The sequence below is a fragment of the Polaromonas sp. CG_9.11 genome (assembly GCF_015752225.1).
Classification (GTDB): Bacteria; Pseudomonadota; Gammaproteobacteria; order Burkholderiales; family Burkholderiaceae_C; genus Polaromonas.
The window spans coordinates 271,935-293,872 of sequence record NZ_JADOVE010000002.1; the positions used below are offsets into that span (position 1 = coordinate 271,935).

At 60.9% G+C, this 21,938-nt stretch carries 17 protein-coding genes; 12 read left to right on the forward strand and 5 right to left on the reverse strand.

What is annotated here, in order from left to right:
* Positions 1 to 34: 34 nt before the first annotated feature.
* A complete protein-coding gene (locus tag IWX85_RS03035; protein WP_036809173.1) occupies positions 35 to 1,144 on the reverse strand; it encodes an FAD-dependent monooxygenase in 1,110 nt (369 codons plus the stop codon).
* 145 nt (positions 1,145 to 1,289) lie between these two features.
* Between IWX85_RS03035 and IWX85_RS03040 the strand changes: the two genes are divergently transcribed.
* The 3 genes from IWX85_RS03040 (at position 1,290) to IWX85_RS03050 (ending at position 4,411) form a co-directional block, all read left to right on the forward strand.
* Positions 1,290 to 2,189, forward strand: a complete 900-nt coding sequence (locus tag IWX85_RS03040) for an MOSC domain-containing protein (protein ID WP_196868755.1) — start codon at positions 1,290 to 1,292, stop codon at positions 2,187 to 2,189.
* Positions 2,190 to 2,410: 221 nt separating this feature from the next.
* A complete protein-coding gene (ychF, locus tag IWX85_RS03045; protein ID WP_196868707.1) occupies positions 2,411 to 3,502 on the forward strand; it encodes a redox-regulated ATPase YchF in 1,092 nt (363 codons plus the stop codon).
* Between the two features lie 153 nt (positions 3,503 to 3,655).
* Positions 3,656 to 4,411: an rRNA pseudouridine synthase gene (locus tag IWX85_RS03050; RefSeq protein WP_196868708.1), complete on the forward strand. Its 756-nt coding sequence runs from the start codon at positions 3,656 to 3,658 to the stop codon at positions 4,409 to 4,411.
* 7 nt (positions 4,412 to 4,418) lie between these two features.
* Here the strand turns inward: IWX85_RS03050 and IWX85_RS03055 are convergent, their stop codons facing one another.
* Positions 4,419 to 4,901 carry a YqaA family protein gene (locus tag IWX85_RS03055; protein ID WP_196868756.1) on the reverse strand — a complete coding sequence of 161 codons (483 nt, stop codon included), beginning with the start codon at positions 4,899 to 4,901 and terminating at the stop codon, positions 4,419 to 4,421.
* Positions 4,902 to 5,045: 144 nt separating this feature from the next.
* On the opposite strand from IWX85_RS03055, the gene dusB reads away from it, so the two are divergent.
* The 3 genes from dusB (at position 5,046) to purH (ending at position 8,017) form a co-directional block, all read left to right on the forward strand.
* The gene (gene dusB / locus IWX85_RS03060) at positions 5,046 to 6,116 is read left to right on the forward strand and encodes a tRNA dihydrouridine synthase DusB (RefSeq protein WP_196868709.1); all 1,071 of its coding nucleotides are present in this window, start codon (positions 5,046 to 5,048) and stop codon (positions 6,114 to 6,116) included.
* Positions 6,113 to 6,349, forward strand: coding sequence for a helix-turn-helix domain-containing protein (locus IWX85_RS03065; RefSeq protein WP_196862117.1), 237 nt, complete (start codon positions 6,113 to 6,115; stop codon positions 6,347 to 6,349). Before dusB ends, IWX85_RS03065 begins: the two co-directional genes overlap by 4 nt.
* A gap of 69 nt (positions 6,350 to 6,418) precedes the next feature.
* Positions 6,419 to 8,017, forward strand: a complete 1,599-nt coding sequence (gene purH, locus IWX85_RS03070; RefSeq protein ID WP_196868710.1) for a bifunctional phosphoribosylaminoimidazolecarboxamide formyltransferase/IMP cyclohydrolase — start codon at positions 6,419 to 6,421, stop codon at positions 8,015 to 8,017.
* 165 nt (positions 8,018 to 8,182) lie between these two features.
* Here the strand turns inward: purH and hemL are convergent, their stop codons facing one another.
* Together hemL and IWX85_RS03080 are read right to left on the reverse strand one after the other, a co-directional pair.
* On the reverse strand, positions 8,183 to 9,514 hold the full coding sequence (hemL, locus tag IWX85_RS03075) for a glutamate-1-semialdehyde 2,1-aminomutase (protein ID WP_036809210.1): 1,332 nt from the start codon (positions 9,512 to 9,514) through the stop codon (positions 8,183 to 8,185).
* A complete protein-coding gene (locus IWX85_RS03080; protein ID WP_051984257.1) occupies positions 9,495 to 10,463 on the reverse strand; it encodes a bifunctional hydroxymethylpyrimidine kinase/phosphomethylpyrimidine kinase in 969 nt (322 codons plus the stop codon). The genes hemL and IWX85_RS03080 overlap by 20 nt, the downstream gene beginning before the upstream one ends.
* Before the next feature lie 82 nt (positions 10,464 to 10,545).
* Here IWX85_RS03080 and IWX85_RS03085 point away from each other — a divergent pair, with 82 nt between their 5' ends.
* The 6 genes from IWX85_RS03085 (at position 10,546) to IWX85_RS03110 (ending at position 20,307) form a co-directional block, all read left to right on the forward strand.
* Positions 10,546 to 10,719: a rubredoxin gene (locus IWX85_RS03085; RefSeq protein ID WP_081932592.1), complete on the forward strand. Its 174-nt coding sequence runs from the start codon at positions 10,546 to 10,548 to the stop codon at positions 10,717 to 10,719.
* Between the two features lie 77 nt (positions 10,720 to 10,796).
* Positions 10,797 to 11,195 (forward strand): response regulator, encoded by a 399-nt coding sequence (locus IWX85_RS03090; protein WP_196868711.1) that lies wholly within the window; start codon positions 10,797 to 10,799, stop codon positions 11,193 to 11,195.
* On the forward strand, positions 11,195 to 11,560 hold the full coding sequence (locus IWX85_RS03095) for a response regulator transcription factor (RefSeq protein ID WP_196868712.1): 366 nt from the start codon (positions 11,195 to 11,197) through the stop codon (positions 11,558 to 11,560). Before IWX85_RS03090 ends, IWX85_RS03095 begins: the two co-directional genes overlap by 1 nt.
* A 21-nt stretch (positions 11,561 to 11,581) precedes the next feature.
* Positions 11,582 to 12,112, forward strand: coding sequence for a chemotaxis protein CheW (locus IWX85_RS03100; protein WP_196868713.1), 531 nt, complete (start codon positions 11,582 to 11,584; stop codon positions 12,110 to 12,112).
* 43 nt (positions 12,113 to 12,155) lie between these two features.
* Positions 12,156 to 14,417 carry a methyl-accepting chemotaxis protein gene (locus IWX85_RS03105; protein WP_196868714.1) on the forward strand — a complete coding sequence of 754 codons (2,262 nt, stop codon included), beginning with the start codon at positions 12,156 to 12,158 and terminating at the stop codon, positions 14,415 to 14,417.
* 55 nt (positions 14,418 to 14,472) lie between these two features.
* Positions 14,473 to 20,307, forward strand: coding sequence for an Hpt domain-containing protein (locus IWX85_RS03110; protein WP_196868715.1), 5,835 nt, complete (start codon positions 14,473 to 14,475; stop codon positions 20,305 to 20,307).
* 61 nt (positions 20,308 to 20,368) lie between these two features.
* Here IWX85_RS03110 and IWX85_RS03115 read toward each other — a convergent pair whose 3' ends face one another.
* Entirely contained in the window at positions 20,369 to 21,841 is a 1,473-nt protein-coding gene (locus IWX85_RS03115) for a deoxyribodipyrimidine photo-lyase (protein WP_231379485.1), read from the reverse strand.
* Positions 21,842 to 21,938: the final 97 nt, after the last annotated feature.

The window sequence follows — 21,938 nt, forward strand, 5'->3', positions numbered from 1 at the left end:
GGGGTTCCTGTTGTTCAACGAATTCTTTGGAGGGTCACAGGCCGGCGGCCTGGCGCGTGACCCAGCGCTTGAGCAGGCTGCTGCGCGCAAAGCCCTTCATGCCCCAGTTGCGCAGCGCCTGCCAGCGGTCATCGGGCTGGGCGAACAGGCCCTGCAGTCCATCGGTCACCGCGCCCATGGCGGCCACATCGGCCTTGCGCGCACGCTCGTAGCGGCGTAACAATTTTTCATCGCCCAGGGCACGCCAGTATTCGCGCTGTCCCAGCACGCCCGCCAGGCAGACGGCGTCGGCCAGCCCCAGGTTCAGGCCCTGGCCCGACAGCGGATGCACCGTGTGTGCGGCATCACCGGCCAGTGCCCAGCCATGGCCGACCCAGTGGTCGGCGTTGGACAACGCCAGCGGCCAGCTTGCCCGGTCGCTGGACAATGTCAACTGGCCGGCCTCGGGTCCGCAAATGGCCTGCAGGGCCGCGCAGAACTTTTCCGGCGTCATCTGCTCCAGTGCCGCTGCGCGCTCCAGCGAAGCCGACCAGACCAGCGCCACGGCATTCGCGCCGTGGCCTCCCAGCGGCAGCAGCGCGACGATGTCGCCGTTCACGAACCACTGGCGCGCGATGCCCTGGTGCGGCAGGTCGGCATCGAGCCGCGCGGCAATGGCTTTTTGCGGATAGGCCTTAACCGTCCACTGCACGCCGAATTCCTCGCGGCTGGCGCTTTTCTTGCCTTCGCAAATCACCGTCAGCGCGGCCTTTGCCGGCGCGGCGACGATCTCGATCTGCGGCTGGTAGCGCACCGCCTGGGTCAGCTGCTGCTCCAGCTCGGGCACATCGACGATCCAGGCCAGTGCGTCCTGCGCGACGCTGTCGGCGGTGAAACCAATCTGGCCACCGTCGTCGCCCCAGACCTGCATTTCCCGGACCGGCGTGGCAAACGGCGCATCAGGCCAGACCCGCAGGGTCTCCAGCACCTTGCGCGACGCGCTGTTCAGGGCGTAGGCGCGCACATCGGCCGGGGGCAATTCGTCCGGAGCCTGCTGCGGCCGGGTGACCAGCGCCACGCGCAGACGCTCGCGCGCCAGCAGCAGCGCCAGGGTGCGGCCCACCACGCCGTCGCCACGAATACAGACATCAAAGGTTTTGGACATGCCCCATTTTAGGAGTGAGTGCAAAATCATCGCTTTGCAGGGCTGGAGTGAAGGGTGATGCGTGTGAAATTTTCCTGCTGCAGCCCTGAAAACGGCCAGAAATGGACAAAGAGTGAACGATTCATTGAGCGAAACACTGCCGGACATGGCTGACCTTGCAGCGCCAGACCATGCTTGCGATCTGGCAGCCGTCATTGCCGGGCTGTTTGTCTACCCGGTCAAGTCCTGCGCCGGCGTGCAGGTGGAGCAGGCCCTGCTGCTCAATACCGGGCTTGAATTCGACCGCGCCTGGATGGTGGTGGACGGCCACGGCAATTTCCTGACGCAGCGCGAACTGCCGCGCATGGCGCTCATCAAGCCGCAGCTCAAGCACTTCGAGATGATCCTGCGCGCGCCGGGCATGCTGGCGCTGCACATTGCGCTGGACCAGGTCGAAGCCCCCGTGCGGGTCGGAATCTGGAATGAGGACGTGGCGGCCTTCGACATGGGACCGGTTGCCGCCCAGTGGTTCACCGATTTCTTGGGCGTCCGGGCACGGCTGGTGCGCTTTGACCCGGACCACCCGCGTGTCAGCAATCTGGACTGGACCGGCGGCACCCTGGCGCTGAACCAGTTCAGCGACGGCTATCCGCTGCTGGTCATCAGCGAGGCGTCGCTGGACCAGTTCAACAAGAAGCTCACCGCCCAGGGCTTTGCCGCCGTCGGCATGGAGCGTTTTCGCCCCAATATCGTGCTGGGCGATGCGCCGGGCGAATTGCCCCTGGCGCCGCACGACGAAGACCGGCTGGTCCTGCTCCACATTGCCACCGCGTACGGTCCGGTCCGGCTCCAACCGGTCAAGCCGTGTGCGCGTTGCCCGATTCCCAATATTGACCCGGCCACGGCCATCAGCAGCCATGCGGTGGGTGACCTGCTGCAAGGCTACCGTCAGGATGCGCGGCTCAATGGCGCGGTGACCTTCGGCATGAACGCCATCGTGCTTGCCGGCATTGACCAGCTGCTCAGGGTCGGCCAGCCGATCGGCGCGAGTTACCGGTTCGAGTGATTCCCTCGCGTAGCCACCAGCCGGCCGGCGCGCGAACCCGGGCTTGACGACTCATTACAATTGCCCGAGTTCTTGCCGGGCAAAATCCGGTACAAAGCCGGGCGCAAGCCCAGGGTCGGGACGGGGTTGTTCCCAGCCTTGACACCTCCTGCTGGTCCACGTCGGGCCGCTCCACGGCACCGCCTGAAGCCCGGCGGGGTAATGATTTCTAAGGAATATTGATGAGTTTGAAGTGCGGCATCGTTGGCTTGCCCAACGTCGGAAAATCCACCCTGTTCAATGCGTTGACCAAAGCCGGCATCGCGGCGGAAAACTACCCTTTCTGCACCATCGAGCCGAATGTGGGCATCGTCGAAGTGCCTGATGCGCGTCTGGACGCGCTGTCCGCCATCGTGAATCCGCAGAAAGTCCAGCGCGCGATTGTCGAGTTCGTCGACATTGCCGGGCTGGTCGCGGGTGCCAGCACCGGCGAAGGCCTGGGCAACAAGTTTTTGGCGCATATCCGGGAAACCGATGCCATCGTCAACGTGGTGCGCTGCTTTGAAGACGACAACGTGATCCACGTTTCGGGCAAGGTCGATCCGATCGACGACATCGAGGTGATCCAGACCGAACTCTGTCTGGCCGACCTGGCGGCGGTGGAAAAAGCCCTGCACCGCGTCGGCAAGCTGGCGCGCTCGGGCGACAAGGAATCGGCCAAGCTGGTCGTCATTCTGGAGAAATGCCAGGCCGCGCTGAACCAAGCCAAGCCCGTGCGCACACTTGATTTCAGCAAGGATGAGTTGCCGCTGCTGCAGCAGTTTTTCCTGATCACCGCCAAGCCGGCGATGTTTGTCGCCAACGTGGCTGAAGACGGTTTCGAGAACAACCCCTTCCTTGACCGCCTGAAAGCCTATGCCGGGTCGCAAAACGCGCCAGTGGTGGCCATCAGCGCCAAGATGGAAGCCGAAATGGCCGAAATGAGCGACGAAGACCGCCAGATGTTCCTTGAAGAACTGGGCCAGACCGAGCCGGGACTGAGCCGCCTGATTCGCGCCGCCTACACGCTGTTGGGCCTGCAAACCTATTTCACCGCCGGCGTGAAGGAAGTGCGCGCCTGGACCATCCATGTCGGCGACACCGGCCCGCAGGCGGCCGGCGTGATTCACACCGATTTTGAAAAGGGCTACATCCGCGCCCAGACCATCGCGTTTGACGACTTCGTCGCTTTCAAGGGCGAGCAAGGCGCCAAGGATGCCGGCAAGATGCGCGCCGAAGGCAAGGACTACGTCGTCAAGGACGGCGACGTGATGAACTTCCTGTTCAGCGCCTAGAGCCTGAACGGGCGGCGACGCCGGCAAAACACCGGCGCCTACCCGATTTTTAAGCATTATTGGCTGTTTGCGCAATATCTACGGGCGAAGACAGCTATTTATTTGATAGCGTTCAGTTTGATTTCAACCGGACACACCAGGACGCCTGCAGCCATGACCGAACCGGTACGCCTCGCCAAACGCCTCGCCGACATGCTCGCCTGCTCACGCCGCGAGGCCGAGCAGTACATCGAGGGCGGCTTTGTCGCGGTCGATGGCGTGGTGGTGGAAGCGCCACAATTCCGCGTCCAGAACCAGTCCATCGTGCTGTCGCCTGACGCCAGCCTGCTGGCGCTGACGCCGGTGACCATTCTGCTGCACAAGCCGGCGGGCTATGAAGCCAGTGTCCCGCCGGGCGACGCCAATGCCTCCGCCGGCAAGACGGCGGCCCGGTTGCTGACGGCAGCCAACCATGCGTCCGAGGACCGCTCGGGCATCCGTCCGCTGAAAAAGCATTTTTCCGGCTCCGAACTGCTCACGCCGCTGGCCACGGCGGCCAGCGGCCTGGTGGTGTTTTCCGGCGACTGGCGCGTGGCGCGCAAGCTGCGCGAAGACGCGCGCGTGCTGGAGCATGAGGTGGTGGTCGAGGTCAGCGGCGAGATCAAGCCCAGCGGCCTGGAGCGGCTGAACCGCATCGACCATGGCTTTACCTACCGGGGTGCGCTGCTGCCGCCGGCCAAGGTGAGCTGGCAGAGCGAGGCGCGGCTGCGCTTTGCGCTCAAAGGCGAAGTGCCCGGCCAGATCGCCTACCTGTGCGACAGCGTGGGCCTGAAGATCGAGGCGATGAAGCGGCTGCGGGTCGGCCGCATGCCGCTGAGCCAGCTGCCGCCCGGGCAGTGGCGCTACCTCATGCCCTATGAGCGCTTTTAATCCGGGCTCAAGCGCCGATCACACCCGGGAACGCCCAGATCAGGCTGCCGGTCATCAGGAAGTAGCGCATGAACTTGCCGACGGCCATGTAGGCCAGGCAGGGCCAGAACGGAAACTTCAGCCAGCCGGCCACGGCGCACAGCGGGTCCCCAACGACCGGCAGCCAGGCCAGCAGGCAGGCCTTGGGGCCGAGCTTTTCCAGCCAGCGAACGGCGCGGCCGTGGTGCGATGAATGCGTGTACTTGTCGGCCACCCGGTGCGCGCCAAACCCCAGCCACCAGTCGAGCGCGCCGCCCAGCGTGTTGCCGGCGGTGGCAACCAGAACGGCCGGCCAGAACATCGCCGGGTTGAGCTTGACCAGCCCGAAGACCACCGGCTCGGAACCCAGCGGCAGCAGGGTCGCCGAAATGAAGGAGACGATAAATACCGTGCTCAGCCCAAATTCAGGCAGGGCCAGCAGTTCGATCAGGTGTTGTATCCAGGCTTCCATACGGGCCTGAGTATAGGCAGGCAAGGCGCCCCAAGGCTGCGCCCTGGATTTGCAAGTTCCGCGTCCGGATTTCAATTGCTGAAATTTTGGGCAGCTACAATCGTGCCTCCTTTTTCGGCAACCCCAGGCTTTCACTCCCCCCCCATGAACATCGGTCCCTACGCTTTGGCGAACAATGTGTTTGTCGCGCCCATGGCCGGCGTCACGGACCGGCCGTTTCGCCAGCTGTGCAAAAAGCTAGGTGCCGGTTATGCGGTCAGCGAAATGGTCACGTCGCGCCGCGATTTGTGGGACACGCTGAAAACCTCGCGCCGCGCCAACCACGTTGGCGAAGCCGCGCCGATTGCGGTGCAGATCGCCGGCACCGACGCGCAGATGATGGCCGACGCTGCCGCCTACAACCTTGACCGGGGTGCGCAGATCATCGACATCAACATGGGTTGCCCGGCCAAGAAGGTCTGCAACAAATGGGCCGGCTCGGCGTTGATGCAAGACGAAACCCTGGCGCTGCAGATCATCGAGGCGGTGGTGGCTGCCTGCCTGCCGCACGGCGTGCCGGTCACGCTGAAGATGCGGACCGGTTGGGCCCAAACCCATAAAAATGCCTTGACGATTGCCCGCGCCGCCGAAAGCGCCGGCGTGCAGATGATCGCCGTGCATGGCCGCACCCGCGAGCAGGGCTACAAGGGACTGGCCGAATACGACACGATTGCCGAGGTGAAGGCCGCGCTGCGCATCCCGGTGGTGGCCAATGGTGACATCGACAGCCCTGAAAAGGCCAGGGACGTGCTGGCCTACACCGGCGCCGATGCGGTGATGGTGGGCCGCGCCGCGCAGGGCCGGCCCTGGATTTTTCGCGAACTGACGCATTTTCTGGCGACCGGCCGCCACCTGGCGCCGCCGCTGGTGGCCGACGTCAAGCGCCTGCTGCTCGACCACCTGCTCGACCATTACCAGCTCTATGGCGAGTATTCGGGCGTGCGCACGGCGCGCAAGCACATTGGCTGGTATGTCAGGACCCTGCCCGGCGGGGAGGCGTTTCGCGGCCGGATGAACGGGCTGCAGGATTGCCCGGCGCAGCTGGACGCGGTGAACGAATTTTTTGACGGCCTGGGCGAGGGCAGGGACCGCATCCCGGCCGCTCCCCGTGGCCCCGATGCCACGGTAGACGAATTCATGAACAACGATAAAAACAAGGAGAAAGCTGCACCATGAGCAAAATCAATCTGGAGGAATGCGTGCGTACCAGCCTGGAAGGCTATTTCACCGACCTCGGGGGCACCGCGCCCGACCGCATGTACGACATGATGGTCCGGGTGGTTGAAAAGCCGCTGCTCGAAGTGGTCATGCAGCATGCCGAGCAAAACCAGTCGCGCGCCGCCGAATGGCTGGGGCTGAACCGCAACACGCTGCGCAAGAAGCTGGTCGAGCACAAGCTCATCAAGTAAGCCGGCGGCGCCACTCCATTTTCTATGTGCGGGTTCTTCCGCACTTCTGCATTTTTAACAAAGAAGCCCATGAACGCCCTGATTTCCGTTTCCGACAAAACCGGCATCCTTGAATTTGCCCAGGCGCTGCACGCGCTGGGCATCCGGCTGCTGTCCACCGGCGGCACCGCCAAGCTGCTGCTTGATGCCGGCCTGCCCGTGACCGAAGTGGCTGAGCACACCGGTTTTCCGGAAATGCTCGATGGCCGCGTCAAGACGCTGCACCCGAAAGTTCACGGCGGCCTGCTCGCCCGGCGCGACCTGCCCGAGCACATGGCGGCGCTGCAAACCCACGGCATCGACACCATTGATCTGCTGGTGGTCAACCTCTACCCGTTTGAATCGACCGTGGCCAGGCCCGGGTGCACGCTGGAGGACGCGATCGAGAACATCGACATCGGCGGGCCGGCGATGGTGCGCTCGGCGGCCAAGAACTGGAAAGACGTGGGCGTGCTGACCGACGCGTCGCAATACGCCGGCGTGCTGGCCGAACTCCAGGCCGATGGGACGCTGACCGACCGGACCAAATTCGCCCTGTCGGTGGCCGCCTTCAACCGCATCAGCCAGTACGACGGCGCCATCAGCGACTACCTGTCGTCGGTCGCGTTTGACGCCGCCAGGCTCGCACCAAGCCATGTGCCCGAGCGCTCGATGTTCGCCGGCCAGTCGAACAGCCAGTTCACCAAGCTGCAGGACCTGCGCTACGGCGAAAACTCGCACCAGCAGGCCGCGCTGTACCGCGACCTGCATCCTGCGCCCGGTTCGCTGGTGACGGCCAAACAATTGCAGGGCAAGGAACTGTCGTACAACAACATCGCCGACGCTGACGCCGCCTGGGAATGCGTCAAGAGCTTCACGGAATCTGCCTGCGTCATCGTCAAGCATGCCAACCCGTGCGGTGTGGCGGTGGGCGTCGATGCGCTGGAGTCCTACAGCAAGGCCTTCAAAACCGACCCGACCTCGGCGTTTGGCGGCATCATTGCCCTCAACCGCACGGTGGACGAGCGTGCCGCGCTACAAATTTCGAAGCAGTTCGTCGAAGTGCTGATGGCCCCGGGCTTCACGCCCGAGGCGCTGGAAGTGTTCAAGACCAAGGTCAACGTGCGGATTTTGCAGATTGACCTGCCACCCGGCGGTGCAACCGCCTGGGACCAAGGGCGCAACCTGATCGACATCAAGCGCGTCGGCTCGGGCCTCTTGATGCAGACCGCCGACAACCACGAACTGCTGCTGTCCGACCTGAAGGTTGTCAGCAAGCTGCAGCCCACGCCGGCTCAGTTGCAAGACCTGCTGTTCGCCTGGACCGTCGCCAAGTACGTCAAGTCCAACGCCATCGTGTTCTGTGCCGGCGGCATGACCATGGGCGTCGGTGCCGGCCAGATGAGCCGTCTGGATTCGGCCCGCATCGCCAGCATCAAGGCCGAGCATGCCGGCCTGTCGCTCAAGGGCACGGCGGTGGCGAGCGACGCCTTCTTCCCGTTCCGGGATGGCCTCGATGTGGTGGTGGATGCCGGCGCGACGTGCGTGATCCAGCCTGGTGGCTCGATGCGCGACCAGGAAGTGATGGATGCTGCCGACGAGCGCGGCGTGGTCATGGTGCTGACCGGCGTGCGCCATTTCAGGCATTGAGCAATAGCGCCGGCGACTCGCCGGCTTCTGAATCAAAAAAAGCGGCCTTGGCCGCTTTTTTTATGAGAAATAAGGTGTTTGCGCAAGGTGGGTATGCGCAAGCAGCTATGGTATTCAGAGCAAGCAACGGCATATCGAGGTTTTAACCCTGGGCGGTAGTGCCGTTCAGAGGCTCGCGAAAAACCGGGCTGCGGCATCCACCGTGGCGTCGATGTCTTCGGCCGTGTGCGCCGCGCTGACAAAGCCGGCTTCGTAGAGCGCTGGCGCGTAATACACGCCGCTGTCCAGCATGGCGTGGAAAAAGCGGTTGAAGGCCGGGCCGTCGGTCTTCATGACCTGCGGATAGTTCTGCGGCAGCGTGCCGAGCAGGAAAAAGCCGAACATGCCGCCTTCGCTGTCGCCGCAAAAAGGCACGCCGGCTTGGGTAGCGGCATGGGTCAGGCCGGTCACCAGGCTGCGCGTGCGCGCGCCCAGCGCGTCATAAAAATCGGGCTTCTGGATTTCGCGCAGCGTGGCCAGGCCGCAGGCCGTGGCGATTGGGTTGCCCGACAGGGTGCCGGCCTGGTAGACCCCGCCCAGAGGGGCCAGGTGCTCCATCACCGCGCGCGTTCCGCCAAAGGCTGCCATCGGCATGCCGCCGCCAATCACCTTGCCCAGCGCGGTCAGGTCCGGCTTGAAGCCGGGAATGCTGTGTGCATAGACGCTTTGCGCGCCGCCCAGCGCCACCCGGAAACCCGTCATCACCTCGTCGAACACCAGCAGCGCATCGTATTGCGTGCAGAGTTCACGGCAGCGCTTGACGAAGGGGACGCTGGCGCGCACAAAATTCATGTTGCCGGCAATCGGCTCGATCATCAGGCAGGCAATTTCCCGGCCATGCAGCGAAAAGGCTTCTTCGAGCTGGGCGATGTGGTTGTATTCCAGCACCAGGGTGTCCTTGACCACCTCGGGCGGAACGCCCGCGCTGGTCGGGCTGCCAAAGGTCGCCAGACCCGATCCGGCCTTGACCAGCAGGGCGTCGGAGTGGCCGTGGTAGCAGCCCTCGAACTTGACGATCTTGTTGCGCCCGGTGGCGCCGCGCGCCAGCCGGATCACGCTCATCGTTGCCTCGGTGCCGGAACTGACCAGTCGCACCATTTCGATGGAGGGCACCAGCTTGACGATTTCCTCGGCCATCTCGACTTCACGCTCGGTCGGCGCGCCGTAGGAAAAACCTTCCAGCACGGCTTTCTGCACGGCTTCCAGCACGGCTGGATGGCCATGGCCCAGGATCATTGGCCCCCATGAGCCGATGTAGTCAATGTAGCGCTGGCCGTCGGCGTCCCAGAAGTAAGCGCCCTGCGCGCGCTGCACAAATCGCGGCGTGCCGCCCACGGCCTTGAAGGCGCGGACCGGGGAATTGACGCCGCCGGGAATCAGTTTCTGGGCGCGTTCGAACAGGGATGCGTTGCGGAACGTTGTTGGGGAGAGGGCAGGCTTAGTGTTTGGTTGTTCCATTGGGGGGAAATTCAAAAGGTGTATGAGAAGTCAGGGCTGCATCGTTGGTGCCCGCGGCATCGGCCGTTTCGTCGTCAGGCTCTTCATCGGACTCGACCTGCGCCCAGAACAGCCGGTCCGGAACGATATGGCCCATGCCGGGGTGAAATCCGGCGTCCAGGCTGTGGTCCAGGTAGGTCAGCGCTTCGGATGTGGCGGCCTGCAGGTCGTGGCCGTTGGCCAGCAAGGCGCACAGGGCGGCCGACAGGGTTTCCCCAGCGCCTTCAAAGACTGCCTCGAAACGCTCGAACTTCTCACTGTAGAGCACAGCCTGCGGCGTGGCGAGCACATTGTCAATGAACTGGTCCGGCAGCGGGATACCCGTCACCAGCGTATACGGGACACCCAACGCGGCAGCCGCCTTGGCAATGTCGCGGGCCGACGGATTGCGTTCGGTGGACCAGTCGGGCAGCAGCCAGCGCCAGAGCGTGCTGTGGTTGCCGACCAACAGGGTCACTTGCGGCAGCATCAGTTCGCGAAAGGCATCCAGGTAGCTGTCGATCTTGCTTTCATCCCACCAGGACAGGCTGGGCATGTAAGCGATCAGCGGCACGTCCGAGTAGTCGGAGGCGATTTCGGCAATTGTGCTGATGTTCTCCGGACTGCCGACAAACCCGACCTTGATGGCGGCAACTGGCATGTCTTCCAACGCAGCGCGCGCCTGTTCGGTGACTGCCTCGTCGTCAAACGGCAAATGGTCGAAGATTTCCGCCGTGTCACGCAGATAGGTACCCGTGACAACAGACAGCGGATGAGCGCCTGCCGAAGTGATGGCCGTGATGTCCGCCGTGAGGCCGCCTGCGCCGCTCGGGTCATTGGCGTTGAACGTCATGACGCACGCAGGCGACGCATCGCTGTCCTCGATCTGGAGTTGCCGGCTGTCCAGTTCAGGTGTGTGGGGGTTTGCCATAGGCTTTGATTTTGCCCTGTGCATGAATTAGCAACGCCGTCTAGATACAATTGTTGCATTCTATTTGAAGGCAATTTAAGCTGTGACCCAATCAATGACCTGGATGTGTTTGATCTGTGGATGGATTTATGACGAGGCGCTGGGTGCGCCCGAACATGGCATCGCCGCAGGAACGCCATGGAGCCAGGTTCCAATGAACTGGACCTGTCCTGAATGCGGGGCACGCAAGGAAGATTTTGAAATGGTTCAGATGTAGGCTCGTGTGCCTGCTTGCCAAAAATATGACCACGGTGAACCCAACTGCTTCGGCGGCTGCAAAACAGGAGTAGCACAGTGAGCATTTCCAGTTCCGGACTCAAGGTATTGGTCATCGACGACAGCAATACGATCAGGCGCAGCGCAGAGATTTTCCTGAAGCAGGGCGGCCATGAGGTATTGCTCTCCGAGGATGGTTTTGACGCCCTGTCCAAGGTCAATGACTTCCAGCCCGACCTCATTTTTTGCGACATTCTCATGCCGCGTCTGGATGGCTACCAGACCTGCGCAATTATCAAGCGCAATGTCAAATTTTCGAACGTCCCCTTTGTGATGCTGTCGTCCAAGGATGGCGTGTTTGACAAGGCGCGTGGACGCATGGCGGGCTCGCAGGACTACCTGACCAAGCCCTTCACCAAAGACCAGCTGCTGCAAACCGTTCAGGCTTTGGGCTCTTCAAAACAAAGGGAAATCTGATGTCAATCAATAAAGTGCTGGTGGTGGACGACTCGAAAACCGAGTTGATGTTTTTGACCGATTTGCTGACGAAAAACGGCTACAGCGTCAAGACGGCGGAAAACGCAGAAGACGCTTTTCGCAGGCTAGCAGAGGAAAAGCCGGAACTGATTCTGATGGATGTGGTCATGCCGGGGCAAAACGGCTTCCAGCTGACCCGCGCCATCGCGCGCGATCCGCAGTATGCAGACATTCCCATCATGATGTGCACCAGCAAGAACCAGGAAACCGACCGGGTCTGGGGTATGCGTCAAGGTGCGCGCGACTACATCACCAAACCGGTCAATGCCGGCGAATTGATGGCCAAAATCAAGGCGCTTGGCTGAGCTTTGGCATAAGCCCACACCATGGCAAACAGACAAGCCCTTAAAGAGTTGCAAGCGCGTCTGGCAGAGCGATTGCAGCTTGCCAAAACACAGGGCATAGCGCCTTCCTGGCTGGCCGTTGAGGCCGCTGAAAAAAAATACCTTTTCCCGCTTGATCACTCAGGAGAAATCTTTCCCTGGGTTGGTATCCAGCCGGTTTCCTATACGCAGTCCTGGTTTTTGGGTGTGGCCGGCTTGCGCGGCGGTCTTTATGGCGTAGTGGATCTGGCTGGTTTTGTCGACGGTCAGGCATCGGGTAACCGAAGCGAACGTGCGCGCACCGAGTCTCGCTTGGTCTCGCTCAACAGTGCCCTTGAGGTCAATTGCGTCTTGCTGATCGACAAACTCTCAGGGCTGCGCAAACAGAATGACTTCATCGATTTTTCAGCGCCGGAGCCGGATGCCGGTGTGTTTTTTGGAAACCAGTACGTCGATCGCAATGGTGCAAGCTGGCAGGAAATCAACCTGCAACTGCTTGCACAGCAGGTTGATTTTTTGACTATTGCCGCCTAGTGCACCTTGGCATCCGTTCTACCCGTTTTTTGAAGGCTCATTCATGTCCGTTCTAGAAAATATCCAGAAGCTGTTTAAAACGAAGTCAGACTGGCCAGACGGCAGTGCAAGCACTTTTGGCATGAAGGATGAGTCTGCTGCCGGCCATACGATGGCACGCGGCCGGGCTGGCGCAGCACAAGCGCAAGAGGAGATTTTTTCACCCAGCATTTCCGAAGACGGCATCCTGATGAATACCGAACTTCTCAGTCTTCCCGTGCTGGGTGTGCGGCCGCTTGGGGAACACCAGAAGATACTGGTCGTGGCACTTGGGCTTGCTGTCGCCGTCCTGGCAGGGGTCACGTTTTTTGCACTCAGCAAGTCTGAACGCGTTGCGCAGCAGGTAGCGGCAACCGGACAAGCGCTGATGCAGTCCCAGCGCCTCGCCAAATCGGCCTCGCAGGCACTGGTTGGAAGCGCCCAGGCTTTCCCGGATGTGCGCGAAAGCGCCGATGTTCTCAGCAAGACCGTGATCGGAATGAAGTCGGGCGACGACACCCTGCGACTGTCGGCGGTGAGTGACGCGTTGCAGCCGGAAATGGCAAAGGTCGCGCCGCTGGTCGAGCGGGCCAGGCAGAATGCAGATATCGTGATGGGCCAAAAGGCCATCCTGCTTCAGGTGGGTGAGGCTCTGCGTACCATCAACCGGCAGTCCTCCGACCTGCTCGAAATTGCCGAAACTGTTTCTTCGCTCAAGCTTCAACAAAATGCAGCGCCGACAGAAATTTCCGCCTCCGGCCAGCTAGTGATGCTGACCCAGCGGATCGGCAAGTCTGCCAATGAGTTCCTGACCATGGAAGGCGTTAGTCCCGAGGCGGTCTTCCTCCTGGGCAAGGACCTGAATTCCTTCAAGGAAATTGCCCAAGGCCTGCTTGATGGAAGCCCTGAGTTGCGTCTGGGCGCATCAAGGGAAACACAGACGCGAGAACGCCTGGAAGCCCTGATCGCGCTTTACGAAAAAACGCGTGTCCAGGCGGGTGCCATCCTGGGCAACCTCCAGGGCCTGGTGTCAGCCCGGGAAGCGCAGGTTTCCATCATTGCCGATAGCGAACCCCTGCGCCGTGATCTCGAAGATTTGCAGGAAAAGCTGTCTTCACAGACGGGTCTGGGAATCGGGGCGCTTGCGACACTGGTTGCCGCCGCCTTTGTTGCCCTGCTGTGCGCAGCAGGTCTGGCTCGCCTGCAGGTGATCGACAGCCAGCAGCACCAAGCCGTTGCCGAAGGTCAGCGGCAGGATGCCAAAAGCCAGGAACAGGATGCCAAGCGCGTCAACGACGCTAACCAGGCAGCCATTTTGCGCCTGATGAATGAATTGCAGACTGTGGCCGAGGGTGACCTGACACAGGTTGCCACCGTTACCGAAGACATCACCGGTGCCATTGCCGACTCGGTCAACTACACCGTGGAAGAACTGCGCCAGCTGGTCGGCAATGTGCAGGACACGGCGACCCGGGTTGCGCAAACGACTTCACAGGTGGAAAATACCTCTACCGAACTCCTGGCCGCTTCTACCCAGCAACTGCGAGAGATTCGTGAAACCGGCCAGTCGGTGCTTGACATGGCAACCCGAATCAACGAAGTGTCCACCCAGGCTCAGGAGTCATCCCTGGTGGCCCGCCAGTCCCTGACGGCAGCAGAGTCCGGTCTGCAGGCGGTGCAAAATGCCATTGGCGGCATGAATTCCATCCGTGACCAGATACAAGAAACTTCCAAGCGCATCAAGCGCCTGGGCGAGTCGTCGCAAGAAATTGGCGAAATCACCGAACTGATTTCCGACATCACCGAACAGACCAATGTGCTGGCGCTCAACGCCGCCATTCAGGCTGCCTCGGCGGGCGAGGCGGGCCGGGGTTTCTCGGTGGTGGCTGAGGAAGTCCAGCGTCTGGCCGAGCGGTCCGCCGATGCAACCCGGCAGATTTCAGCACTGGTCAAGGCGATTCAGACCGATACCCAGGATGCCGTAGCCGCCATGGAGCGCTCGACCCAAGGCGTGGTCGAGGGCGCCAAGCTCTCCGACAACGCCGGCACGGCATTGACCGAGATTGACCAGGTGTCGCGCCATCTGGCCGAGCTGATTGAACAGATTTCCGAAGCCGCTTCCAGGGAAGCGGCTTCGGCCAATGTGGTGGCTGACAACATCCAGCATATTTTCGTGGTCACAGAGCAAACCGGAGAAGGAACCCGTTCCACAGCGCAGCAGGTGCGCGATCTTTCAAGCATGGCTGAAGAACTCCGGCAGTCGGTGTCCCGATTCAAGATTGTGTGACGCCTTAGCCAAGCCTTTGACTACGAACACCGATTCCTGAACCTGCCTGTTATTTATGCACCCCATGGTCACGAACTCAATTGCCGCCAAACCCGATGCCGTCATGAGTGACCTGGGGCCGCTGGCCTGGGTGTTCAACGAGCTCTGTAAATCTCTGGAGGCTGCCACCAAGGCGCTCAAGCGATTTATAAAAGAGGCTGAAGCAGCACGTGGTTCTGATCTGCTTGCGACGGACGCCAGCCAGTTGCGCGCTGCTCGCCAGCAGCTCCATCAGGCGGTTGGCGTATTGGAGGTGGTCGGTCTTGCGGAGCCTGCCATGGTGCTCCGCGCCATGGAGGCCGCTGTACAAAATTTCCTGCAGCACCCGGAGTTATGCAGCCAGGACGCAATCGCCAAAATCGAGTACGGCAGCTTTGCCCTCACAGAGTATCTCGAAGGCGTGCTGGCCGACAAGCCCTTTTCCGCCGTGTCGCTGTTTCCCCAATACCGCAATGTTCAGGAGCTGGTGCGAGCCGACCGCATTCATCCAGCCGATTTGTGGTCGTACCAGTGGCGCTGGCTTGAGCCGGAAGTGTCTCCGGTCGACGCGCATGCATATGGCCACGATGCGCGCGAAATGCTTGACAAGGACGTTCTCCAGCTGATGAAGGGCAAGGCCCCGCAAGCTGCCGCAAGTCTCAGGGATCTGAGTCTCGGGTTTGCAGCTGGACAGACCCAACGCCAGCCGAGAATTTTCTGGCTGCTTGCGGCTGGATTTTTTGAGGCCATAGCCCATAACCTGCTGCCCTCAGACCTTTACGTCAGGCGCTCCGCTTCCCGAATCCTGTTGCAATATGCCTCTTTGTCGCGAGGCGAGGCCGCCATTCCTGAGCGACTGGTCCTGGACTTGCTGTTCTTTTGTTCTCAAGCGGTGTCTGGCCGTGCCAGTGAAGCGCCCGTGCTTTCGGCGGTGCGCTTTGCCTATGGACTGGCCCGTTTCAAGCCCGTGGATTATGAATGGGTGCAATTCGGCCGTTTTGACCCCGCACTGCTGGCACAGGCGCGCAAGCGCATTGTTTTGGCGAAAGATGCATGGTCACTGCTGTGCGCGGGTGAGAGCACAAAAATCAAACAGGTCGCCGACCAGTTCGGTCTTGTGACTGATTCGCTGCGAAAACTCCATGCCGCCAGTGAACCGCTTGCGCGGGCCCTTTCTCAAGCGATTGAAATCACGGCAAACAGTAGGCAGGTTCCGGATATTGCGTTGGCAATGGAAGTCGCGACTTCCGTGCTTTATCTTGAGGCCGTGTTCGATGACCTGGATCCTTCCGATCCGCAATTGGCGATCCGGACCGCCAGTCTGGCAGAGCGGCTTCAGGGTGTCGTCGATGGCGGGTCGCCCCGGCCGCTGGAAAGCTGGATGGAAGAGTTGTACCGCCGGGTCAGCGACAAGCAGACCATGAGCAGCGTGGTGAGCGAATTGCGTGTCGCGCTGGCCGAGATTGAAAGCACGCTCGATCTGTTCTTTCGGAATTCCCAGGACAAGAGTCCCTTGCAATCGGTGCCGGGGCAGTTGGCGCAAATGCGCGGTGTGTTGTCGGTGCTGGGCCTTGACCAGGCTTCCCGGGCTGTGTTGCAAATGAAGGGCACTGTCGAGCAAATGCTGGACACCGAGATTGATGATCAGCAGGTGCGCGCGGCAGGAACTTTTGAGCAACTGGGCAACAACCTGGGAGTCTTGAGTTTCCTCATCGACATGCTTAATTACCAGCCAGCGCTGGTGAAAAAACTATTTGTTTACGATGAGGAAAAAGACCAGCTGACCTCCTTGATGGGGCGCTCGCCAAGTGCCCACACTGCCACTTCGAGCATCACTGTGGATATCGAGCAGCTTTCACCAGACACTGCCGATGCAGATGCAAAAGACGAAGACAAGATTTTTAATGACCTGGCTGGTGACCGTTCTGACAGTGTGTCAAACCTGGAGGGTGTGGTTGCGTCGCTGGCCGAATTTCAATCGGTAGCGTTTGCGAACAATGCCGCGTTTCAGCTGCCGGCTGGAGCCCCCGCACTGACCGACATTGTGTCCATTGAGATGCCGTTGTTTTCAGGGATGCCTGAGACGCCGGCTGGCATTGATTTCGAAGAAGATGATTTACGCGATATCTTCCTTGAAGAAGCCCGGGAAGTCTGCGGCCATGCTGTGCTGGCAATCGCCATGCTGGAAAGCCATCCTGATGACCAGGAGCAACTGACGGTTTTGCGACGCGCCTTTCATACGCTCAAGGGCAGTGCCCGAATGGTCGGGCTGGACGAGTTTGGCGAAGCTTCCTGGGCGATGGAGCAATTGCTCAACAGCTGGCTGGCTGACCAAAATGCGGTGAGCAGCGAATTTCGCGTTTTGTGCGGCCAGGTCATAGCCGGTCTGGAGCAGTGGACAGAAGACATCGCGGCCAACCAGGATAGTGCGTGGTCAGCCCTTGCGTTTTGCAACAGCGCTCAGGCCTTGCGCATGGAAGGGCGTTTCCTTGCCCTGGCCCTACCGGGTGATTCCGGTAATGGGCTTGAAATGCTTTCCCAGGGTGACGTACCAGTTTCGGAAATTGCCCCTTGGGCAGGGGCTGACATTGACAGCAAGCCCAAGCCTGACTTTTTCTTTGAAGAAGACGCCGGCATCGCAGCGCAAGCCCTGCCTGTCGGACAAGCCGATGCGGTTCCTGCCGGCATGGAAGAACTGGATTTCGACAGCCTGTTCCCAACGTCCTCCGAGCGCCGCCTTGCGGCCACAGTTCCGGATTTTGTCGAGGCGCCCACTGTTTCTGGTGCAGCATTCCAGATGGAAACGTCTTCCTGCATTTCAGCAGACGACAGCAACACCACGCACGAAGAAGTGCACGCGATCGAGCCGGATGACCAGAAGGAAAGAGAAGATGACGCGATCAAGGTCATCGATGGCTTGCGCATAGGCATTCCGCTTTATAACGTTTATTTGAATGAGGCTGACGAATGGTCGCGCCGTTTGGTCAGTGAAGTGGCCGAATGGGCACTTGAAAGCCATCAGCCCATCAGTGCGTCCACCGTGGCGCTTGCCCATTCGCTGGCAGGAAGCTCCGCAACGGTGGGTTTTCTGGCCTTGTCCGACCTGGCGCGTGCGCTGGAGCATGCGCTTGAAAATTCCCACAACCACCACAGCCACGGCGCTGGTGCCTATGGTGACCTGTTCATCGACGCTTCCGAAGATATACGCCGCTTGCTGCACCAGTTTGCAGCCGGTTTCCTACGTCAGCCCCTGCCTGGAATCCTTGAGCGGCTGGCCGGGCTTGAGTTTTCCGACTCGGTTTTGCCGGAAACAGACGACGATCGGCTTGAAGGCGTCAATGACCTGAAGCCTGCCGATGCAGCCGACGTGCGCTGGACCGCTGAGCGTTCGATGTCGAGCCCTGGCAGGACCATCAGCCAGGCAGCGTATGACGATGTCCACGACGACATTGATGCGGTCGATGCGATTGACCTTGACCTGTTCCCGATTTTCGAGGAGGAGTGCGACGAACTTATGCCTCGTCTGGGTTTGGCCCTGCGCAAATGGGCAGAAAAACCGGCTGACTCGGGCCCTCAATTGGAAATGTTGCGCGTGCTGCATACCCTCAAAGGCAGCGCACGCCTTGCTGGCGCGATGCGCCTTGGGGAAATGGCCCACCGAATTGAGTCCGAGCTTGCCTCCATTGGCTTGCAATCACCTGCCACTCAGGAGATTGAATTTCTGTTGACCCGTTTTGACGGAATGCAAAGTGCATTCGAAAGTTTGCGTCGTCTCGACACTGCATCGTCTCAGGCAATGCCGATCCAGGTCGAAACTTTGCCTTTCATTTCCGTTGAACCGGAGCTGCCGGACCTTCGTGTATTCCTGCCCGAAAATGATGTTGAGGAAAATGATGTTGAAATTTCCCCCGCCATCGACAGCACCCGTGCGACCACCAGTGCCAATACCTATGCCAGAAAAATTGAAATCCCCGGGCCGCAAGCCATGGTCATGCAGCCCTTGCGACAGGCTGCCAATGCCAGCATACGGGTGCGCACCCAGTTGCTTGACCGCATGGTCAACCAGGCCGGTGAAGTCATGATCAGCCGTTCACGCCTTGAGTCAGAGGTGGGCCAGTTGCGCATTTCCCTGACGGACATGACAGGCAGCCTGACGCGTTTGCGGCAGCAGCTTCGGGACATCGAACTGCAGGCTGAAACCCAGATGCAGTCACGTCTGGCGCTGGCGAAGGAAGACCAGGCAGGCTTCGATCCGCTGGAGTTCGACCGCTTTACCCGCGTGCAAGAATTGACCCGCATGATGGCCGAGTCGGTGAACGACGTGGCCACCGTGCAGCGCACCTTGCAGCGCACCATTGAAGCCACGGAAGACGATCTGGTCGCTCAGGGCCGCCAGGCAAGGGAACTGCAACGCGATTTGCTGCGTACCCGGATGGTCGAGTTTGAAAGCGTTTCCGACCGGCTTTACCGCGTAGTCCGGCAAACGTCCAAGGAAACCGGCAAGCAGGTGCGCCTCGACCTGCATGGCGGCAACCTCGAAATGGACCGGGGAATGCTGGACCGCATGATGCCCGCTTTCGAACATCTGCTGCGCAACTGCCTGACGCACGGTATTGAGGCGCCGCAAGTGCGTGCCCGGGCCGGCAAGGAGGCTGTCGGTCTGATCACCATTCAGCTCCGCCAGGAGGGCAACGACGTTTTCGTGCAGTTGGGTGATGATGGCGCCGGCCTGGACCTGGCCCGCATCCGCGCGCAAGGCGTCAAACAAGGCCTGATAACAGCCAGTCAGGCCACTGATGATGTAGCTACCGCCAACCTGATCTTCCTGCCGGGCTTTTCAACGGCGCAGGAAGTGACCGAACTCGCCGGGCGAGGCATCGGCCTGGACGTGGTACGGAACGAAGTGATTTCGCTTGGCGGCAGGATCAATACCTCGACCGTTGCGGGCAAGGGCACTGATTTCACCATGGTGTTGCCGCTGACGACTGCCGTGACGCAGGTGGTGATGATTCGGGCGGGTAGCATGTCGGTCGGTGTGCCGGCCAACGTGGTGGAAACCGTACGGCGCGTTAGTGCTGCCGAGCTGCAACAGGCTTACCGCTCTGGCATGCTCGATGTGGGCGGCGAGTCCGTTCCATTCTTCTGGTCAGGCGCCTTGCTGCAGGCCTCGCATTTCAGCAGCGAAGCCCAAGCCAAGACCACTGCCGTTGTTGTTTTCAGAAGCGCCGCCCAGCGGATCGCCATGCATGTCGACGAGGTGCTGGGCAACCGCGAAGTGGTGGTGAAGAATCTTGGTCCCCAACTGTCCGGGCTGCCGGGATTGACCGGCATGTCAATGCTGCCATCCGGTGCCGTGGTGCTGATCTACAACCCTGTAGGTCTGGCCGCTGTCTACGGCCAACAGGCCCGGACCTGGAGCAAGGACCACCTGGAGCAGTCCGCCAATCGCTTGACGGGCAACATTGCGCCGGTGCTGGCTGCGCCGCGAACCCCGCTGATTCTCGTGGTCGATGACTCCATCACCGTGCGCCGTGTGACCCAGCGCCTGCTGCTGCGCGATGGCTATCGGGTGGCCATGGCCGCCGACGGGCTGCAGGCCCTTGAGAGGCTGCAGGAAGAAATCCCTGCCGTGGTGCTCTCGGACATTGAAATGCCGCGCATGGACGGGTTTGACCTGGCGCGCAACATCCGGGCCGATGAGCGCATGAAGGATCTGCCGATCATCATGATCACATCGCGCATTGCCGGAAAACACAACGAGTATGCAATGGAACTGGGCGTCAACCATTACCTGGGCAAGCCTTACTCCGAAGACGAATTGCTGCGGCTGATCCGGCAATACTGCTCGGTGCAAACCCCTGTCTCTGCTTAAAAAGGCCTTTTGCGCATACAGTACGGGCGCGAGCTGCTACTAAAAAAATAGCGCTCAGGCATCAGGCCTTTTTCACAACCGCGTAGCGCTCCAAGGTCTTTGACCGTGCTGTGGCATGGTCGACCAGCGGCATCGGGTAGTTGCTGCCCAATGCCACGTCTGCGGCCATCAGCTCCACCCCGCCAGCCAGCCAGGGGCTGTGCAGTGCAGCCTTGGGCAACCGGGCCAGCACCGGCAGGTACTTGCGGATGAACTTTCCGTCCGCATCAAACTTTTCGCTCTGGCTGACGGGGTTGAAGATGCGGAAATAGGGCTGCGCATCGCAGCCGGTGCTGGCGGCCCACTGCCAGCCGCCATTGTTCGAGGCCAGATCGAAATCGTTGAGTTTTTCGGCGAAGTAACGCTCGCCCCAGCGCCAGTCGATGCCCAGGTCCTTGACCAGGAAGCTGGCCGTCACCATGCGCAGGCGGTTGTGCATGTAGCCGGTCTGGTTGATCTGGGCCATGGCGGCATCGACCAGCGGATAGCCGGTCCGGCCTTCGCACCAGGCAAGGAAAAGTGACTGGGCGTTTTCACCCTGTTCCCATCCAACCGCATCGTATTCGGGTTTGAAGGCACTGCCAGCCACATGCGGATAGTTGGACAGGATCTGGGCATAAAAGTCTCGCCATATCAGTTCACCTAGCCACGTGGCCGCGCCTTCGTTGCCTGTTTGACGCGCCAGCGCGACGGACGCCAGCTTTCGGACCGAGACGGTTCCGAAGCGCAAATGGACACTCAGGTAACTGGGTCCCCTGGTGGCGGGAAAGTCGCGGGTTTCCCGGTACTTTCCCATTCGGCTCAGGAAGTCTTCAAGCAGCGCATTTCCGCCCTGGCTGCCCGCCGGTAGCTTGAGCGTTGACAAATTCGTCACCTCAAATCCCAGTTCGGCCAGCGACGGCACGTCATGGGCTTCGTTCGCCGGCAGGGGCGCCAGTGCGGCGGCGTATGTTTCAACCGGATAGGGCTTGAGATAGAAGGCATCGACCTTTTTCAGCCAGGCATTCTTGTAGGGCGTGAACACGCTGTACGGCTTGCCCGCCAGCGTCAACACCTCCTGGCGTTCAAAAACGACATGGTCCTTGAAGGTGTGAAACGCCATGCCCTGGCCTTCAAGCAACGCCTGGATCTGAGCGTCGCGCGCCAGGCTGTAGGGCTCGTCGTCATGGTTGGCGAACACGGCATCCGCAGACAGTTGCCGCGCCAGCGCCGGCAGGGCACTGTTTGCCGACTCGTGCCGCACCAGCAAACCGGCGGAGGACGCCGATTTGTTGGGACAGAGTCGTGCCAACTGGCCATTCAGGTCCACCAGCGATTCCCGGATGAATTCCACGCGTCGGTCTGACTTGGGCAGCGCATCCAGAATCGACCTGTCAAAAACGAAGACGCAGTACACCTGTTCGCACGATTTCAGCGCATGGTAGAGCGCCGCATTGTCCTCGGCCCGCAAATCCCGCCTGAACCACATCAACCCTGTCTTGTATTTCTTGTGCATGCGGCCAATGGTAGTGAAAAGAATCCGGACCTGGCGCCTGAGTGCTTTTTGGCGGTGAAGATGGGCTTAGAAGGCCGGCTGCTTGCAACCGGCGTGC

Excerpts from the sequence above, each read along its gene's own strand:
- IWX85_RS03065 (WP_196862117.1), top strand. The coding sequence starts at position 6,113 with ATGAGCAAAATCAATCTGGAGGAATGCGTGCGTACCAGCCTGGAAGGC.
- IWX85_RS03080 (WP_051984257.1), bottom strand. The coding sequence starts at position 10,463 with ATGGCAAACCCCCACACACCTGAACTGGACAGCCGGCAACTCCAGATC.
- IWX85_RS03035 (WP_036809173.1), bottom strand. The coding sequence starts at position 1,144 with ATGTCCAAAACCTTTGATGTCTGTATTCGTGGCGACGGCGTGGTGGGC.
- hemL (WP_036809210.1), bottom strand. The coding sequence starts at position 9,514 with ATGGAACAACCAAACACTAAGCCTGCCCTCTCCCCAACAACGTTCCGC.
- IWX85_RS03040 (WP_196868755.1), top strand. The coding sequence starts at position 1,290 with ATGGCTGACCTTGCAGCGCCAGACCATGCTTGCGATCTGGCAGCCGTC.
- IWX85_RS03100 (WP_196868713.1), top strand. The coding sequence starts at position 11,582 with ATGGCAAACAGACAAGCCCTTAAAGAGTTGCAAGCGCGTCTGGCAGAG.
- IWX85_RS03055 (WP_196868756.1), bottom strand. The coding sequence starts at position 4,901 with ATGGAAGCCTGGATACAACACCTGATCGAACTGCTGGCCCTGCCTGAA.
- dusB (WP_196868709.1), top strand. The coding sequence starts at position 5,046 with ATGAACATCGGTCCCTACGCTTTGGCGAACAATGTGTTTGTCGCGCCC.
- IWX85_RS03115 (WP_231379485.1), bottom strand. The coding sequence starts at position 21,841 with ATGCACAAGAAATACAAGACAGGGTTGATGTGGTTCAGGCGGGATTTG.
- purH (WP_196868710.1), top strand. The coding sequence starts at position 6,419 with ATGAACGCCCTGATTTCCGTTTCCGACAAAACCGGCATCCTTGAATTT.
- IWX85_RS03105 (WP_196868714.1), top strand. The coding sequence starts at position 12,156 with ATGTCCGTTCTAGAAAATATCCAGAAGCTGTTTAAAACGAAGTCAGAC.
- ychF (WP_196868707.1), top strand. The coding sequence starts at position 2,411 with ATGAGTTTGAAGTGCGGCATCGTTGGCTTGCCCAACGTCGGAAAATCC.
- IWX85_RS03110 (WP_196868715.1), top strand. The coding sequence starts at position 14,473 with ATGCACCCCATGGTCACGAACTCAATTGCCGCCAAACCCGATGCCGTC.
- IWX85_RS03050 (WP_196868708.1), top strand. The coding sequence starts at position 3,656 with ATGACCGAACCGGTACGCCTCGCCAAACGCCTCGCCGACATGCTCGCC.
- IWX85_RS03095 (WP_196868712.1), top strand. The coding sequence starts at position 11,195 with ATGTCAATCAATAAAGTGCTGGTGGTGGACGACTCGAAAACCGAGTTG.